This is a genomic window from Actibacterium pelagium (genome assembly GCF_002285415.1).
Classification (GTDB): Bacteria; Pseudomonadota; Alphaproteobacteria; order Rhodobacterales; family Rhodobacteraceae; genus Actibacterium_B; species Actibacterium_B pelagium.
This window is the reverse complement of sequence record NZ_NSBU01000006.1, coordinates 319204-335353: the sequence shown is the minus strand read 5'-3', so window position 1 is coordinate 335353 and position 16150 is coordinate 319204. Positions and strand designations below refer to the sequence as shown.

General features: G+C 59.7%; 15 protein-coding genes. 2 read left to right on the top strand and 13 right to left on the bottom strand.

Annotation, left to right across the window (positions count from 1 at the left end):
• Positions 1-26: 26 nt before the first annotated feature.
• The gene (locus CLM58_RS08495; RefSeq protein WP_095595613.1) at positions 27-437 is read left to right on the top strand and encodes a group III truncated hemoglobin; all 411 of its coding nucleotides are present in this window, start codon (positions 27-29) and stop codon (positions 435-437) included.
• Here the strand turns inward: CLM58_RS08495 and CLM58_RS08490 are convergent.
• Together CLM58_RS08490 and CLM58_RS08485 are read right to left on the bottom strand one after the other, a co-directional pair.
• Entirely contained in the window at positions 434-1429 is a 996-nt protein-coding gene (locus tag CLM58_RS08490; protein ID WP_095595499.1) for a YcjF family protein, read from the bottom strand. The genes CLM58_RS08495 and CLM58_RS08490 overlap by 4 nt on opposite strands.
• Entirely contained in the window at positions 1426-2838 is a 1413-nt protein-coding gene (locus CLM58_RS08485) for a YcjX family GTP-binding protein (RefSeq protein ID WP_095595498.1), read from the bottom strand. The genes CLM58_RS08490 and CLM58_RS08485 overlap by 4 nt, the downstream gene beginning before the upstream one ends.
• Before the next feature lie 83 nt (positions 2839-2921).
• Here CLM58_RS08485 and truA point away from each other — a divergent pair, with 83 nt between their 5' ends.
• A complete protein-coding gene (gene truA / locus CLM58_RS08480) occupies positions 2922-3695 on the top strand; it encodes a tRNA pseudouridine(38-40) synthase TruA (protein WP_095595497.1) in 774 nt (257 codons plus the stop codon).
• Here the strand turns inward: truA and CLM58_RS08475 are convergent.
• The 11 genes from CLM58_RS08475 to cobU all read right to left on the bottom strand — a co-directional run bounded on the left by CLM58_RS08475 (position 3665) and on the right by cobU (position 16116).
• Positions 3665-5782: a 3'-5' exonuclease gene (locus tag CLM58_RS08475; RefSeq protein WP_198950961.1), complete on the bottom strand. Its 2118-nt coding sequence runs from the start codon at positions 5780-5782 to the stop codon at positions 3665-3667. The two genes, truA and CLM58_RS08475, sit on opposite strands and share 31 nt — an antisense overlap.
• Positions 5779-6159, bottom strand: coding sequence for a response regulator transcription factor (locus CLM58_RS08470; protein ID WP_095595496.1), 381 nt, complete (start codon positions 6157-6159; stop codon positions 5779-5781). Before CLM58_RS08470 ends, CLM58_RS08475 begins: the two co-directional genes overlap by 4 nt.
• Before the next feature lie 2 nt (positions 6160-6161).
• On the bottom strand, positions 6162-6686 hold the full coding sequence (locus CLM58_RS08465; RefSeq protein ID WP_095595495.1) for a hypothetical protein: 525 nt from the start codon (positions 6684-6686) through the stop codon (positions 6162-6164).
• Between the two features lie 21 nt (positions 6687-6707).
• Positions 6708-8528 (bottom strand): DUF294 nucleotidyltransferase-like domain-containing protein, encoded by a 1821-nt coding sequence (locus CLM58_RS08460; RefSeq protein WP_095595494.1) that lies wholly within the window; start codon positions 8526-8528, stop codon positions 6708-6710.
• Between the two features lie 86 nt (positions 8529-8614).
• On the bottom strand, positions 8615-10387 hold the full coding sequence (locus tag CLM58_RS08455; protein WP_095595493.1) for a sodium:solute symporter family protein: 1773 nt from the start codon (positions 10385-10387) through the stop codon (positions 8615-8617).
• Between the two features lie 18 nt (positions 10388-10405).
• Positions 10406-10663, bottom strand: coding sequence for a DUF4212 domain-containing protein (locus tag CLM58_RS08450; protein WP_095595492.1), 258 nt, complete (start codon positions 10661-10663; stop codon positions 10406-10408).
• A 188-nt stretch (positions 10664-10851) separates the two neighbouring features.
• The gene (locus tag CLM58_RS08445; protein ID WP_095595491.1) at positions 10852-11469 is read right to left on the bottom strand and encodes an adenylate kinase; all 618 of its coding nucleotides are present in this window, start codon (positions 11467-11469) and stop codon (positions 10852-10854) included.
• Positions 11470-11480: 11 nt separating this feature from the next.
• Positions 11481-13427, bottom strand: a complete 1947-nt coding sequence (gene acs / locus CLM58_RS08440; protein WP_095595490.1) for an acetate--CoA ligase — start codon at positions 13425-13427, stop codon at positions 11481-11483.
• Positions 13428-13854: 427 nt separating this feature from the next.
• Entirely contained in the window at positions 13855-14589 is a 735-nt protein-coding gene (cobS, locus tag CLM58_RS08435; protein WP_095595489.1) for an adenosylcobinamide-GDP ribazoletransferase, read from the bottom strand.
• Positions 14586-15608: a nicotinate-nucleotide--dimethylbenzimidazole phosphoribosyltransferase gene (gene cobT, locus CLM58_RS08430; RefSeq protein WP_095595488.1), complete on the bottom strand. Its 1023-nt coding sequence runs from the start codon at positions 15606-15608 to the stop codon at positions 14586-14588. The genes cobS and cobT overlap by 4 nt, the downstream gene beginning before the upstream one ends.
• Complete coding sequence (gene cobU, locus CLM58_RS08425) at positions 15601-16116, bottom strand: bifunctional adenosylcobinamide kinase/adenosylcobinamide-phosphate guanylyltransferase (RefSeq protein ID WP_095595487.1); 516 nt, start codon at positions 16114-16116, stop codon at positions 15601-15603. The genes cobT and cobU overlap by 8 nt, the downstream gene beginning before the upstream one ends.
• Between the last annotated feature and the right edge of the window lie 34 nt (positions 16117-16150).

The window sequence follows — 16150 nt, the reverse complement described above, 5'->3', positions numbered from 1 at the left end:
CTGTTCCGTTGGGCTCTATTGGCGCCATGAGCACTTCCCTGCCCCCCAAGTTCGACATCACCCGCCCCGAGATAGAGCGCGTGGTCCGCGAATTCTATGCCCTGATACGGGTTCATCCCGGCTTGGGTCCGGTGTTCGCCGTGCACGTCCAAGACTGGGAGACGCACGAGGCAAAGGTGGCCGATTTCTGGGCCAACGCTATCCTGCATGAGCGCAGTTATGACGGGTCCCCAATGGAGGCACACGTCAAAGCCGGTAACGTCCGCCCCGGCATGTTCGATCCTTGGCTGGGCCTGTTCGACCGCGTCCTGCGCGCCGAACTCCGCCCCGAGCAAGCGGCAGCATGGTCGGAACTCGCTCGCAGGATCGGCCGCAGTCTGCGAGCAGGTGTGGTAGAGCGCGAAACCCTGCCGGGTGGCGTGCCCAAGCTGCGCTAGCTCTCGGACTTGAACAGACCCGACAGGGCTTTCTGGATCGTTTTTCTGACGGAGGGCTTCTTCGTCGTCACAAAGGGCAGCGGCCTGCAAACCTCTATTGCTGCCACTCCCACACGCGCGGTCAAGGCCCCGTTGACCATACCTTCCCCAAAGCGGCGGGACAGTTTGCCCAACAGACCGCCGCCGATCAGCGGCTCGAGCATATCATCCCCCACCGCCAAAGCGCCGGTGGCTACCAGATGGGTCAGGACCGATCGGGTCAGACGCCAGTTTCCGATAACACCGCTGCGGCCGCCATAGATTTCCGCGATCCGCCGGATCATACGCAGATTGGCCACCAGTGCCGAGATCAGGTCAGCCAGCGCCAAAGGCACCAGCGCGGTAATCGTCGCAACTTGACGGGCTGCGGCCTGAACCTCTGCCTGTGCGGCTTGGTCAAGTGGGGACAAAACCTCGACCTCGAACAATCCCAGCAAAGTATCCGCGTCAAAGGCATCGGCTTCACGCTCGGCCAATCGGGCGCGGCCCCAGCTTGTGTCAGGGCGCGCGGAATAGGTCTGCAGAAGCCGATCCTTGACCCGGTGCGCCTGCGCCAAATCGTTCTCTGCCAAAGCCTGTTCTGCCGACTTGCGTAACCCATCCATCCGACGTAGCCGGGCAAACCCGGCCAGCTCGCGTATTCCGAACAGGACCAAACCAAGCAGCACAACTCCTGCCAGCGCCAGTGCAACGCCCCCAAGGACTGAATTGCGTGTCAAAAGGCCTGTCACGAAATCCCAGATCGCCACGGACAGGATCAACCCAAGCAGCCCCGTAACCGCGCCCCAGAACCACTTTGCCCACGGTGACCGGGGCCGGGATGCAGCCTGTGCCAGCGCCTTCATGGCTTGGCCCTGCGGGATATCACCCTGCACCTCTGGCACCGGCGGCGCGGTGGCCGGGGTCTCTTTGGCCTCTGAGTCGAGGTCGATAACAATCGGGCCCTTGGTCATGACAGGCGATCTCCGATCAGGAATTGCACGGCCTTGTCCAGCCGGATGTGGGGCAGCCCGTCGCCACGCTTCAGATGCAAGGGCGCAGGGGCAAATCGCATCAGGTTATAGTCAGCCTCCAGCCAAGCATCGGCACCACTGCGGGCAGCCGAGAGAAGTTGATTGGGGTCCTCGGGCAAGGTGCCGGGATACATCGCGGCACGCTTGCCGCTATCCAGCAGGATGCCCGAGACGCAATTCACGTCCTCACCTTTGTGGCTGATGGTTTCTTCGACCGTCGCCCTTAAAGCGGCAATCGACATGGCCTTGGTCGCTGCGCCCGAGAAATCGGCGCGGTCCTTGGCCTCTCGTAGCAGGGCTTCCAGAACAGCGGTCAACTGCGGATGCTGCAGGTGATGCAGGTGGTCGGCTTTGCTGGCGGCAAACAGGATTTTCTCGACCCGCTTGCCACGCAATAACGTGGTCAGCCACGCATTCCGACCGGGACGGAAGGCCGACAGGATACGCGCCATCGCGCCACGCAGGTCCTCTAGCGCGGCAGGGCCCGAATGGATCGCCCCAAGCGCATCGACCAGCACCACTTGTCGGTCGATCCGGGCAAAGTGGTCACGGAAGAAGGGTTTCACGACGCGGGACTTATAGGCCTCGAACCGGCGCTCCATCTCGGCTTGCAAGCTGCCTTTCGCGGCTTTTCCGGTCATCCGTAGGGGCGCGAAAGTCAGAACCGGCGAGCCTTCCATCTCTCCGGGCAGCAGAAACCGACCCGGGGTGCAGTCATAAAACCCCGCTTCGCGCGCCGCATGAAGATAGCCGGTGAAAGAACTGGCCAAAACCTTGGCGAGCGACTCTTCGAAATTCGCGGCAGGCTCTGCGCCATCAAGTTGCTTCAGGAACTCTGCGGCCTCGGTCCGGTTTTCAATCCGCGCCAAGGTTTCTTCCGACCACTCGGCAAAGCTTTGATCCAGCAGGCCAAGGTCCAGAAGCCATTCGCCGGGGTAATCCACGATATCAAGGTGCACCGTACGCGGGCCTGACATCGCGCCCAGCATCCCCTGCCGCTGCACCCGCAGGGACAGGCGCAGTTGCGACACAGCGCGGGTGCTTTCGGGCCAAAACGGTTCTGGCGCGGTCAGGGCCGCACGATGTGTCTCATAGTCGAACCGGGGCACCGTGTCGTCTGGCTGCGGCTGAAGGTAGGCGGTGGTGATCGCGCTGCCCGATTGCAGCGCGGGCATGCGCCCGCGGTCCAGCAGGTTTGCAACAAGCGAGGTGATAAACACCGTTTTACCGGCCCGCGACAGACCGGTCACACCCAAACGGATCACCGGATCCGAAAACGGGGCGGTCAGGGTCTCGCCCACCTCTTCCACGTTACGCCACAGGTCACCTGCAATCTCACCAATACCCAAGGGCTGTCTCCTGACTGTTGATCCCAAGATAGGAAGTGCCCCGAAGATTGCCAATTGCTCGTGTGAGGTGTAACCGGACCACCATGCCCAGATACGCGCTTAAAGTTGAATATGATGGCGCGCCCTTTGCCGGGTGGCAGCGTCAGGCGGACCAGCCCTCTGTTCAGGGGGCGGTAGAGGCTGCTTTGGCCAAACTGGAACGCGACGTGCCGTCCATCGCAGCAGCAGGTCGCACCGATTCCGGGGTACATGCCTACGGTCAGGTGGCCCATTGCGATATGGCAAAGGACTGGGATCCGTTCCGCCTGTCAGAGGCTCTGAACTATCACCTGAAGCCGCTACCCGTATCAATCGTGGCCTGTGCGCGCACAGATGATGAATTTCACGCACGGTTCTCGGCGGTCGAGCGGCAATACCTGTTCCGGCTGGTGACACGTCGTGCGCCTGTTACGCATGATGACGGTAAGGTCTGGCAGGTGTCCCAGCCCTTGGATCGCGACGCGATGCAAGCGGCCGCCGACCACTTGATCGGCCTGCACGATTTCACCACTTTCCGCGCGGCCATGTGCCAGGCCGCCTCTCCGGTCAAGACACTGGACGAGCTTCGGGTGGAAGAGCACCCCTACCCCGGCGGGCAAGAGTTCCGTTTTCACGTGCGCGCCCGCAGCTTCCTGCACAATCAGGTGCGCAGTTTCGTCGGCACCCTAGAACGCGTGGGGGCCGGGTCATGGACCCCGGATGATGTTAAGGCTGCGCTAGAGGCCTGCGACCGTGCGGCCTGTGGACCTGTTTCGCCGCCGCAGGGGCTTTACTTGGCGCGGGTCGGTTACCCGGTGGATCCGTTCGCGGCGGCCTGATCGGCGTTCAGATCTTGTATGAGCCGAGCGTGCTTGCGCACCTCGACCAAAACGTCCCCGAAGGTGTTCAGGCCTTTTGCCTGTAGCATCGGCAACATCATCTCGAACGCCTTGGCCGTGGCCACCGTATCGCCCATCGCCGTATGGCGAAGCTCTGGCGGGATGATGATGCCAAGCCGTTCGGTCAACGCGTCAAGTGTATGCGTTTCGGACTGACCGAACAGAACCGCAGACAGAAGGACGGTATCCAGAACCGGATGATCGAACAGCTTGCCGATATTGCCTTCGTGCCGCTTGAAAAACGCCATATCGAACGGGGCGTTGTGGGCCACCAAAACAGCGCCCTCTGCAAAGCGGTGGAACCGTCGGCCCACCGTCTGGATCGGGTCCGCGTCAGCCACCATGGCTTCGGTGATCCCGTGCACTTCGGTAGAGCCCGGCGGGATCGAGCGACCGGGGTTCACAAGACTGTCGAACTCTTCCCCTTCGACACGACGACCGTTGACCAGACGCACACCCGCGATCTGTACGATCTCGTCCCCCTGATGCGGCAAGAGCCCTGTCGTCTCTGTGTCAAACACCACAAAGGACAATTGCCGAAGCGGCACATTCACGTAGTCGTCGTTCACTTCGCGTGACAACAGGTCAAAGTCATAGGCGGCACGACTTTTGGCAGTAGAGGCCCGGTCTTCCAATCGGCAGGCTTTCTGGATCGGCAAGCGCAACACAGCGCGACCCGCCATGCCCGGTTCAGGCCACATGTCGGTTGCGTGCCCGTGAAGGATGCTGCGACCCGTCATATGGGCCAAACCGACATCCATCGGGGCTTCCAGCCAGTCGTCCAGCATACCAAACGGCAGCGTTTCGCCGGCCCAGCCAAGCGATACCATCGCGCCGCCGTGCTCATCCTCGCTCACCAACAGTGACAAGGCAGAGGCCCCGTGGCGACGCACCAGATACTCTGAAATATGCGACAGAAGCGCGATGACCTGATAGGCATCGCAGGTCAGCAACAGTTGTTCGGAATCTGCGGTCAGGTTGATGCCATGATAGTCGAGCTGTGAAATCACCCCATCAACGATATCCGCTGCGCGATGCTCTCCCTTTGGCCACCAAGCCGCCCGTTCCGCATCGTGCTTGCTGCCCAGACGATCAATGTCTCGGGCAAGACCTGCCACCTCGGCCTCTAGCGCGGCTCGGAATTCGGGCGGGGCATCACCCGCATCAAAGGCCCCCAACAGGGTTTGCATATTGGCCACCGGACGCCGGGTGCGGTCGACCATCGTTTCGATCATCTCTTCGCGCTCGGCGTGCTGGGCAAGCTCGGCGGTGATGTCGCGCAGGGTCAGAACATAGCCCGGACCCGGAACTTCGCCCTCGTCCATGCGCATCAGGCGCATCTGCGCCGACAGCACCCGACCTTCACCGATGGTCGCGCAGATCAGTTCGGTCGAGGCACCCGCTTCACCCGCGCGCAGTCGGGCATAGGCGCTGCGGATCGGCCCCGGCCGCAAACAGGTGAAAAGCGAACGGTTCAAGCCGGGCTCGATATCCTCTTCGGCCAAAAGCTCGACCGCAGAGCCGTTATAGAACACCACGTTATGGGCGCCCGAGCATAACAACACACCTTCGGGGACATCCGCTAGTAGACCCGCCAGACGGGTCTTTTCGCGGGCAATTTGTTCGGTTTCCCGTTCAACCGCCTCTGCCAAGGCAGAACGAGTGATCGACAGGTTTTGGGTGACAGCCTTGGCCGCTGGTGCCAGTTCACCAAGATAACGCGCCGGGTTCTGATCGATCTCACGTCCGACTTCGGCATGGGCGCGGGCCATCATGCCACCGGCCAGCTTCTGGATCGCTTTTGCTACGTTTTCATCGAATAGAAACCAAACCCATGCAGTCAGCCCTAGAATGCCAAAGCTGGCAATCAGGCCCGCCATTGTGAAGGCATCCGCCAACTCGGGCTGCGCGGCTCTTTGGAAGGCAAAGATCAAACCGGCGATTACCGCCCCAACGGACGCCAGCCCGAGAAAGGCGAAAAACAAAAAGACCCGAATGCGCAGGCTTAGTTTCTCGGTGATTTTCATGAGGCATCACCTGCCAGACAATCCGCGACCTGCTGCTTCAGGTCGGTCAGCTCAAACGGCTTGGTGATGAACCCGTTCGCCCCAAGCGCCAGACCTTTGCGGCGTTCTACATCGGTGCCACGCGCCGTCATGATCAGAATCTTCACGTCCGTCAGACCTTCATCCATCCGAACAGTCTGGCAAATCTCATAGCCAGAGACCTCGGGCAGCATCACGTCGAGCAACACCAGATCAGGCAACATCGCCCGAATAGCGGGCACCGCTTTGGCGCCATCCGCGACCCGGTCGACCGCATAGCCTTCGCGCCGCAATACATGGGTCAGCGCCAGCGCGATGTTGTCTTCGTCTTCGACGATCAGGATCGAGGTCTCGGACATGGTTATACCTCCTTGCAGGCCCCGATCAGAAGCGGGCTGTCGGATTCCATGCCAATCCATGGCGTCCCTTCCGGAGGCAACCCGTCCGGATCAAGATCAATCCCGTCCACCAGATCGATCCGGCGTCCGCCTTCGCAGTCAAACAACATCCGAACCTGACGAACCGGTGACCAGCGGCCCATGAATACAACGCTGACAATGCGGTGATCCGGAGCCTGCGGATTGGTCATGATGCTGGCGTAATCGACGGCCGCGAAGCGATCGATATAAGGGGCAATGTAGGTCCAAGGGCGATAAATCGCGGTCTTCTCGACCGTCGAGACAACCTCGATCCCTTCGGGCAATTGCGAGGTGGTGTGGTTGAACCAGTTATACTCGTTCCAGATCGTAAATCCGATCATGGCAGCACCCGCAAAGGCAGGGGTGAACCACCGGGGAAGCCGCCCGCCGATGGTTCGGTTCACCAGCATTACCAGTCCCGCGGCAGCAAGACCCGCCACAAAAGTTGCGATCAATTCAAGAAACATTGTTCCTCCCCAAGTGTTCCCTTAACCCGGCGCGGCCCGTCCATGGCCAAGCGCGGATTGCATCGAGCGGATAACGACGAACGCGTCCCGCAGATGGCTTCGTTGAAAATCTGACAAGTCTGATGGCGACAGGAAGTTGTCTGGCGCCTGACCGTTCTTGATCTGGGCCGCCTGATGTTCCAGCCGTTCATTGGCGATTAAGTCATAGGCCGCCAACAGGTCGGCCCCGCCGGTTTCGCTTACGACATGCGCGTCGATAGCGGCCTCTAGCCGAGCCCGGGTGTTGACCTCGGTCAGCTTGCCCTGCAGCGCATAGATGCGCCCAAGATCCACCACCGGAACCACACCGTTGTGCTTCATATCCAAGTGGTTCTTGTGCTCACCCGAGCGGATGGTCGCAATGCCGCGCAGCAGCCCAAGCGGCGGCGTGTGCTTCAGCGCATTCGAGGCCATATGCGCTACGAAGATCGAGTTCGCAGCAGACCGCTCTAACGTTTCTTTTTGCAGCCCCTCAAACAGGCTTTCGTCGCCGCCGATAGGACGCAGGTCGTACATCACCGAGGCCAGCATTTGCGCCATGGGATCAGGCTTGTCGATCCAGCCCCGGAAATACTCTCGCCAGACGCGGACAGGCTGACACCAACGCGGGTTGGTCGCCATCATGTCACCGGGACAGTAGATATACCCGCATACATCCAGACCGTCTGTGACGAACTTCGCCAACTCCTGAAAATAGGGCATGTCGGCGTCGGTCACATCGTCATGAAGGAACAGGCAGTTGTCCTGATCCGAGACGCCCGTTTGTTCCTGACGTCCCTGACTGCCACAGGCCAGCCACAGCCACGGCACCGGAGCCGGGCCCAGCTTTTCGGTCGCCAGAGCCAGCAAGCGGCGCGTACATGCATCCGCAATATTGGTTATCAGGCGCGTGACAACCTCGTGCCGATTGCCTGCCGCGACAAGCTGCACAAGAAGTTGCGGGATGCGCGCGGTAACCTCGGCCAGTTCCTCGGCCGTATTGGCCGCCGCCACATCCTGTACCAGCGCCGCGGACGAGATCGCCTGAAACCGTGTCAGGTCCGTTTGCGTCACGATCCCAACGAAGCGCCCGTTATCAACAACTGGCAAATGGCCAATCTTGCGTTCCAGCATCACATGCAGAACATCACTGCCAATAGCGGACGAGGCCAATGTGATTGGGTTTTCGGTCATCACCTTCGCAACCGGCTGGCTGTATGGCAGCCCCTCTGCCATGACCCGATCCACCAGATCAGAGTGCGTAAGGATGCCCACCAATTTTTCGTTCTCAATGACACCAAGGCAGGAAATCCGGCGATCTCGCATCCTTTTCGATGCTGTTGCGACCGTGTCTTCGGGTGTGCAATGAACAGGGTTCCGCGCCATCAAGGTCGAAACGCTAGAGGTATTCAGGTCGGTTTTTCGCGGCTCTGTCGGGCGCGTTCGATCGAAGAACCTTTGAAAGCTTGGGTGCGCGATACCAAGCGCCCGGAACTCGGCCGCGGGTAGGATCAGAACGCAGGTATCTTCGCCAGCCTCTGCCGAGGTTGCGGCCAGACCTCCGCGCGACAGGCCACGCTCACCAAAACTGTTTCTGGAACCAAGGTGCGAGACGGTCTCGCCATTGGTATCTGTGATCCGAACGGCGCCGCCTTCGACCACGTACAGCCCCTCCAAGGGGTCGCCGTATCGGTAAATTCTTTCCCCCGCTGCAAATGTCTTGCGTCTGAACAATCCCGCGACTCGATTCAGCTCTTCGGGGGAGAGGCTGTCGTAAGGGTGTACGTGGGATAAAAACCCGGCGATCTCAGCAATTTCGCTCACGCGCGGCTCCTTTTGAATTAGAACTGCCCCCGACGCTTACCGGGGGCAGTCCTGATCTTATATGACTTGGGTCAAGTCAGGTCCACTTAGTGGTCCTGAGCCGCGCCAGCACCTTTCGGGATGCGAACGCTTTCGACCAGGTCGATGATCTCCTGCGGAGGCTCTTCGGTCGCGTTGGACACGAAGTAGGCCACTGCAAAGTTCAGAGCTGCACCGATTGCGCCGAACGAGGTCGACTTGATCGGGCCGAGCAGCGGATCAGCGTCAGAGAAGCTGTTGGTGCCCGGGATGAAGAACCAGCCCTTGTGCAGGAAGATGTAGATCAGGGTGACGACCAGACCGGTCAGCATGCCTGCTACAGCGCCCTTGTTGTTGATGCGCTTCGAGAAGATGCCCATCATCAGTGCAGGGAAGATCGACGCCGCCGCCAGACCGAAGGCCAGAGCAACAGTTTGCGCCGCGAAGCCCGGGGGGTTCAGACCCAGATACGTCGCAACACCGATCGCAATCGCCATCGAAACACGCGCTGTCATAAGCTCGCCGGCTTCCGAGATATTCGGAGTCAGCTGGCCTTTGAACAAGTCGTGCGCCACCGAGGACGAGATCGCAAGAAGCAGACCCGCCGCGGTAGACAGAGCAGCCGCAAGACCACCAGCCGCGACCAGGGCGATAACCCAACCCGGCAGCTGTGCAATCTCCGGGTTCGCCAGAACCAGGATGTCGCGGTTAACGCTCAGCTCAGAGCCTTTCCAGCCCATGGCTTCGACTTTGGCGTTGAACTCTTCGTTCGACGATGCATCGTTGTACCACTGGATTTTGCCGTCGCCGTTCTTGTCTTCGAACTTCAGCAGGCCGGTGACCTCCCAGTTCTTCATCCAATCCGGACGTGCAGCGTAATCGATAGGCTGTTCGATGTTACCGCCTTCGTAGGTGGTGGTGATCAGGTTCAGGCGCGCCATTGCACCAACAGCCGGAGCGGTCAGGTACAGCAGTGCGATGAAGATCAGGGTCCAACCCGCCGACCAACGTGCGTCAGCAACTTTCGGCACGGTGAAGAAGCGGATGATGACGTGCGGCAGACCCGCAGTACCGATCATCAGCGACAGGGTGAACAGAACCATGTTCAGCGTATTGCCGTGATGGCCGGTATAGTCGTTGAAGCCTAGGTCGGTGACCAGTGCGTCCAGCGTCTGCAGCAGCGGCTGACCCGACTGGGTGTGCTCGCCGAACAGGCCTAGGGCCGGGATCGGGTTACCAGTCAGTTGCAGCGAGATGAAGATCGCCGGGATGGTGTAGGCGGTGATCAGAACACAGTACTGAGCAACCTGGGTGTAGGTCACACCCTTCATACCACCGAAAACAGCATAGGCGAAAACAACACCAGCACCGATGAACAGGCCGGTCGAGTTCGAAACTTCCAGGAAGCGCGAGAACGCAACGCCAACACCAGTCATCTGACCGATCACGTAAGTGGTCGAAGCCACGATCAGACAGATAACGGCAACCAGACGTGCGGTCGGGCTGTAGAAGCGGTCGCCGATGAATTCCGGAACCGTGAACTTGCCGAACTTACGCAGGTACGGAGCCAGCATCAGAGCCAGCAGAACGTAACCACCGGTCCAGCCCATCAGGAAGGACGAGTTGTCATAGCCGGTGAAGGCAATCAGACCCGCCATCGAGATGAACGAAGCAGCCGACATCCAGTCAGCAGCGGTCGCCATACCGTTGGTTACAGGGTGAACGCCGCGACCCGCAGCGTAGAATTCAGATGTGGAACCCGCGCGGGCCCAAATCGCGATACCGATGTAAAGCGCAAACGACGCGCCCACAAAGAGAATATTTAGAGTAAACTGATCCATGTGTCCCTCTCAGTTCCCTTATTCTTCCACGCCGTGTTCACGGTCGAGGGAGTTCATCCGCCAAGCGTAGAAAAAGATCAGCGCCAGGAAGACCAGGATCGAACCTTGCTGGGCAAACCAGAAGCCCAGGTCGGTGCCGCCAACGCTGATGCCTTTCAGCAGCGGGCGCAGCAGGATGCCGAATCCGAAAGAAACCAGCGCCCAGATCACGAGGCTGATTTTAATCAGTCGGACGTTTGCCGACCAATATTCGTTGTTTGATGAGTTATCCGCCATTTGGCGCTCCTCCTCTTGTTTGAATATGGTGCGGGCAAATCGCTCTGCCCGTACCGCTCCCCTTCCTAACCAGAGCGCATCGAATGCCACCCGGCTATCTCTGTAGAACTCGCAAACCGAAACAGATCGATTTTGCGAGTGCTAAAACGCTTTGGGCGCCCCTCTCGAAGGACGCCCTAAGGGTCTCCCTACCCTTTTGCGATTTCGTTGATGATTTCGCCGATGCTGCCGGCGACTTCGTCGATCTGGCCCAATCCGTTGATCGACTGCAGCATACCCTTGGCATGGTAGTAACCGATCAGCGGCGAGGTTTTCTTGTAGTATTCCATCAGCCGCAGCTTCAGGCTTTCCTCGTTGTCGTCAGCGCGCGCTTCCTTGCCGGCGGCGCGTGCTTCTTCGGCGCGGCCTACGATGCGGCCAACCAGGACCTCGTCGTCGACCTGCATCTCGATTACGGCGTCCAGGCTCATGCCGGTTTTCTCCAGCAGCTCACCCAGTGCGTCGGCTTGTGCCAGCGTCCGCGGGAAACCATCGAAGATAAACCCATCAGCCTGTACCGTGGTCAGCTGTTCTTCGATCAGACCGATCACGATCTCATCGGTAACCAGCTCGCCGCGCGCCATAACCTCGGCTACGCGGTTGCCCATTTCGGTACCACTGTCTTTCGCAGCGCGCAGCATATCGCCAGTCGACAGCTGCACCATGTTGCGCGATTCGACCAAGAGCTGGGCTTGCGTGCCCTTCCCGGCGCCCGGGGGGCCGAGAAGGATAAGGTTGACGGGACGGTTATTAGTGTCGGTTGTCATCTGTGTCGGCCTTACTTGTTCATCCGGTTTTCGATGAGGTCATCCACGACAGCCGGTTCGGCCAGAGTCGAAGTGTCCCCAAGCGATCCGTAGTCGTTCTCGGCGATCTTGCGCAAGATGCGGCGCATGATTTTACCCGAACGAGTTTTCGGAAGACCGGGTGCCCACTGGATCAGATCCGGTGCAGCGATCGGGCCGATTTCGGTGCGGACCCAAGTGCGCAGCTCTTTACGCAGCTCTTCGGTCGGCTCGACACCGTTCATCAGGGTGACATAGCAGTAGATGCCCTGCCCCTTGATTTCGTGCGGGTAACCAACAACCGCGGCTTCAGCAACGTCACGATGTGCAACCAGCGCGCTTTCGACCTCGGCGGTACCCATGCGGTGACCCGAAACGTTGATCACGTCGTCGACGCGGCCAGTGATCCAATAGTCACCATCTTCGTCACGACGGCAGCCGTCACCTGCGAAGTAGTAGCCTTTGTAATCCGCGAAGTAGGTCTTCTCGAAACGCTCGTGGTCACCCCAGACGGTACGCATCTGCGACGGCCAGCTGTCTGCGATACACAGAACGCCTTCGGTCGGATAGGTGCTGATCTCTTCACCCGAAGTCGGCTCAAGCACGACCGGCTTAACACCAAAGAACGGCTTCATGGCCGAACCCGGCTTGGTCGCGTGTGCGCCCGGCAGCGGGGTCATCATGTGACCGCCGGTTTCGGTCTGCCACCAGGTGTCAACGATCGGGCAGTTACCTTTACCGACGACGTCGTTGTACCAGTTCCAAGCTTCGGGGTTGATCGGCTCACCCACGGTACCCAGTACTTTCAGGTCGGACAGGTCGTATTTCTCAACGAACTCGGTGCCCTGCCCCATCAGCGCGCGGATTGCGGTCGGTGCAGTATAGAACTGGTTGACCTTGTGCTTTTCGCAGACGGCCCAGAAACGACCGGCGTCCGGGTAGGTCGGAGTACCTTCGAACATAAGCGTAGTCGCGCCGTTGGCCAGCGGGCCATAAACGATGTAGCTGTGGCCGGTCACCCAGCCCACGTCAGCGGTACACCAGTAAATGTCACCTTCCTGATAGTCGAAGGTGATCTCTTGCGTCATGGCCGCGTACACCAGATAGCCCCCCGAGCAGTGTACAACGCCCTTCGGCTGACCGGTCGAACCCGAGGTGTACAGGATGAACAGCGGATCTTCGGCGTTCATCTCTGCCGGCTGGTGGAAGTCGTTCGCTTCCATCGCCATCTCGTTATAGTCGAAATCACGGCCGTCGATCCAAGTGGTCTGACCGCCGGTGCGCTTCACAACAAGGCATTTCACGGTGTCTTTGCAGTGCAGCAGCGCTTCGTCGGCATTCGACTTCAGCGGCGTTTTACGACCACCACGCGGCGCTTCGTCCGCGGTGATTAGAACCTTCGCATCACAGCCGTTAACACGAGCAGCCAGAGCGTCGGGCGAGAAACCAGCGAAAACGATCGAATGGATGGCACCGATACGGGCACAGGCCAGCATCGCATAAGCGGCTTCCGGAATCATCGGGAGGTACAGAATGACCCGGTCGCCTTTGCGTACGCCAAGCTCTTCCAGGACGTTCGCCATTTTGCAGACGCTCGTGTGAAGCTGTTTGTAGGTGATGTGCTGGGCGCCTTCTTCGGGATCATCGGGCTCGAAGATGATCGCGGTCTGGTCGCCACGGGTTTCAAGGTGACGGTCGATACAGTTGGCCGCGACGTTCAGAGTGCCGTCTTCGTACCATTTGATCGAGATATTGCCCGGCTCGAACGAGGTATTCTTAACCTTGGTATAAGGCTTGATCCAATCGAGGCGCTTGCCGTGCTCCCCCCAGAAGGCATCAGGATCAGCGATCGACGCAGCGTACATCTCTTCGTACTTCTCTGCATTTACGTGTGCATTCGCCGCAAGCTCGGCATTTGGCGGATATGTGGGGTTCGACATGGTACGCTCCTCCTAAGTCTGCAGGGCTTAGCGTCAGAACCCTGCACGTCTTCAACATTCACCCACGCGGGCGACGGTCTCGAAAAGTTGATACACTGAAATTGTCAAACTTCGCGTAAGTTATTTTGTTTAAAGCGTTTTTTTGTAACACTTTTCACAGACAACATCGGCAGTTTGTAAATTTCTGCGGTAGCGCCTGAAAAATAGGCGCGAAATCATTACGTTACTCCCCCTGACTTTGTAACGTTACGCATGCACAAAAGCCGTATAACGTGCGAAAAGCAACTGCGGATTGGGCTTCGCGAAAGAATATTTCATGCATTTTAAAGGCAGGTTTTCAGAATCGGCTTGCAGATCAAGTCCACCGCACTAGGCAAGCAAAATTGTTGCGACACTGCGCCCCTCGATTTGCGTAAATATCCAAAATTCAGGATATCGCAGCAAGAATCAACCAGCCGGATATTTCGGTTACTTGCTGAGTCGCGCCAAGGACGTCTCCGGTAAAGCCCCCGATCTGGCGCTTTGCCAGCAATGAAACCAGTGCCGCCGCAACAACCATGCCCAGAATGACCGGGAAGGCACTGGCCTGAAGAAACACGACGGCCACCGCCCCCAAAACAAGAGAGATCAGGCACTGCTGAGCCGAGACCGCGCCCGCAGACCGTCCCAAACCGTCTGCACGTGCAGGGGGCAACCAGCACATGACCAAAGGGATCACGCCCCGACTAAACGCCGCCAGCGCGATCAGCGCCCAAGCAGCTTGCTGTAATTCCCCGATCGCGACAGCGCGTATGCCGACCGAAAGAATCAAGGCTACGGCGCCATAGCTGCCGATTCGACTGTCGCGCATGATCTCAAGCTTGCGATCTATGCTATGGCCACCGCCGAACCCATCGGCCAGATCAGCCAGCCCGTCTTCGTGCAGTGCACCCGTCGCTAGAACGCTGATCGCAATCGCCAGAAGTCCAGCCAGTGACGGCGGAAGCCCAAGCGCAGTTGCCGCCACAAACACAAGCGCCGCCAAGCCGCCCACAATCACCCCAACCACGGGGAACGCCCAGACCGATCGCGCGACTTGCGGCACCTCTCCGCGGATATGCCCTGCGGGCAACCGGGTCAGCGTCATTAGCGCGATTTGGAACTGGGCTAGAATCTGGCTCATCCGTCGGAAACACCCGCCTCTGCGAAGGTGGCCATGCCGTTGTGACACTCCAACGCCGAGCGCAAGACGCCGAGGGCCAGTGCGGCGCCGGACCCTTCACCAAGTCGCATATCAAACTCCAGCACCGGGCGCTTACCAATCGCGGCCAGAAGCTTCGGATGCCCCGGCTCGGCAGAGGCATGCCCGACAAGGCAGTGATCCAGCAGCGCAGGATCAACCCCATGCAGCACGGCCGCAGCTGCGGTACAGATGAACCCATCCAGCATCACCGGGATGCCATAGGCGCGTGCAGCCAGTGTCGCCCCGCAAATCGCGGCCTGCTCGCGCCCGCCAAAGGCCAAAAGTGCCCCGGCGGTCTGGGTCAGAAGCTGTGCATGCAGGTCCTGTCCTTCTTTAATCACGCTGGCCTTCAGGCGGACACCTTCGTCATCCGATCCGGTGCCGCGCCCAACCCACTCTTCCGCTGTTCCGCCAGCGATAGTCGCCGCCAGTGCCGCTGCAATCGTCGAGTTTCCAATGCCCATCTCACCCAGCAGCAAGATATCTGCATCCGGGTTCACGGCCGCGGCACCAGCATTCATCGCCTTCAGAACCTCTGCCTCGGTCATCGCGGGGCCTTTGGTGAAATCTTTTGTCGGCGTCTCAAGGTCCAGTGCGACTACAGACAGTTCAGCCCCATTGGCCCGGCACAGCTGATTGATCGCCGCACCACCGTGTTCGAAGTTCAGAACCATCTGGGCGGTCACTTCCTGCGGGAACGGGTTCACGCCACGGTCACAAATGCCATGATTGCCCGCAAAGACCAGCGCCTGCGCCACGTTGATCGTGGGCTTTTCTGCCCCCCGCCAACCGGCCATGAAGATTGCCAGATCTTCCAAGTGCCCCAAGGCGCCGGGCGGCTTGGTCAGGCTGTTCTGGCGGTCAGTTGCCGCCTGCGCGGCCTGCGCATCTGCTTTGGGCAGGGTGGCGGCCAGATCATTCAGCTCGGCCAGAGAAGACAGCGTAAAGGTCTTAGTCATTCGATTTCACTCTCAAAGGCAGGCCGGACACGGCAAGGATGACCTCGTCCGCTTCGGCTGCAATCCATTGGTTCAACTGTCCAGCTGCGTCACGAAACGCGCGGGCCAAAGCATTTTCGGGGACGATCCCGGCGCCAACCTCGTTGGTCACCAGAACCACGTGCGACGCCTGTTGCCCAAGCTCTGATGCCAGCGCGCGACCGGCGGCCTGCCAATCGGCATCGGACAGCATCAGATTGGTCAGCCAAAGGGTCAGGCAATCCACCAACCGGGGACCCTTACCGTCACTGTCGCGCAACGCGCCAATCAAATCAGTCGGAGCATGCACCGTGGTCCACTCCGGCCCGCGGCGTGCCTGATGCACAGCAACGCGCTCTGCCATCTCGCCATCGCGCACTTCGGCCGTTGCGATGTAGATGGGTGCCCCCGGCATGCCGGAAATCAGCCCCTCTGCAATCGCACTTTTCCCGGACCTAGCGCCGCCTGTGACCAGTATCGTCTTGCTCATGTGGCCGTGACAAAGCAGAAACGGGACAAAAGGA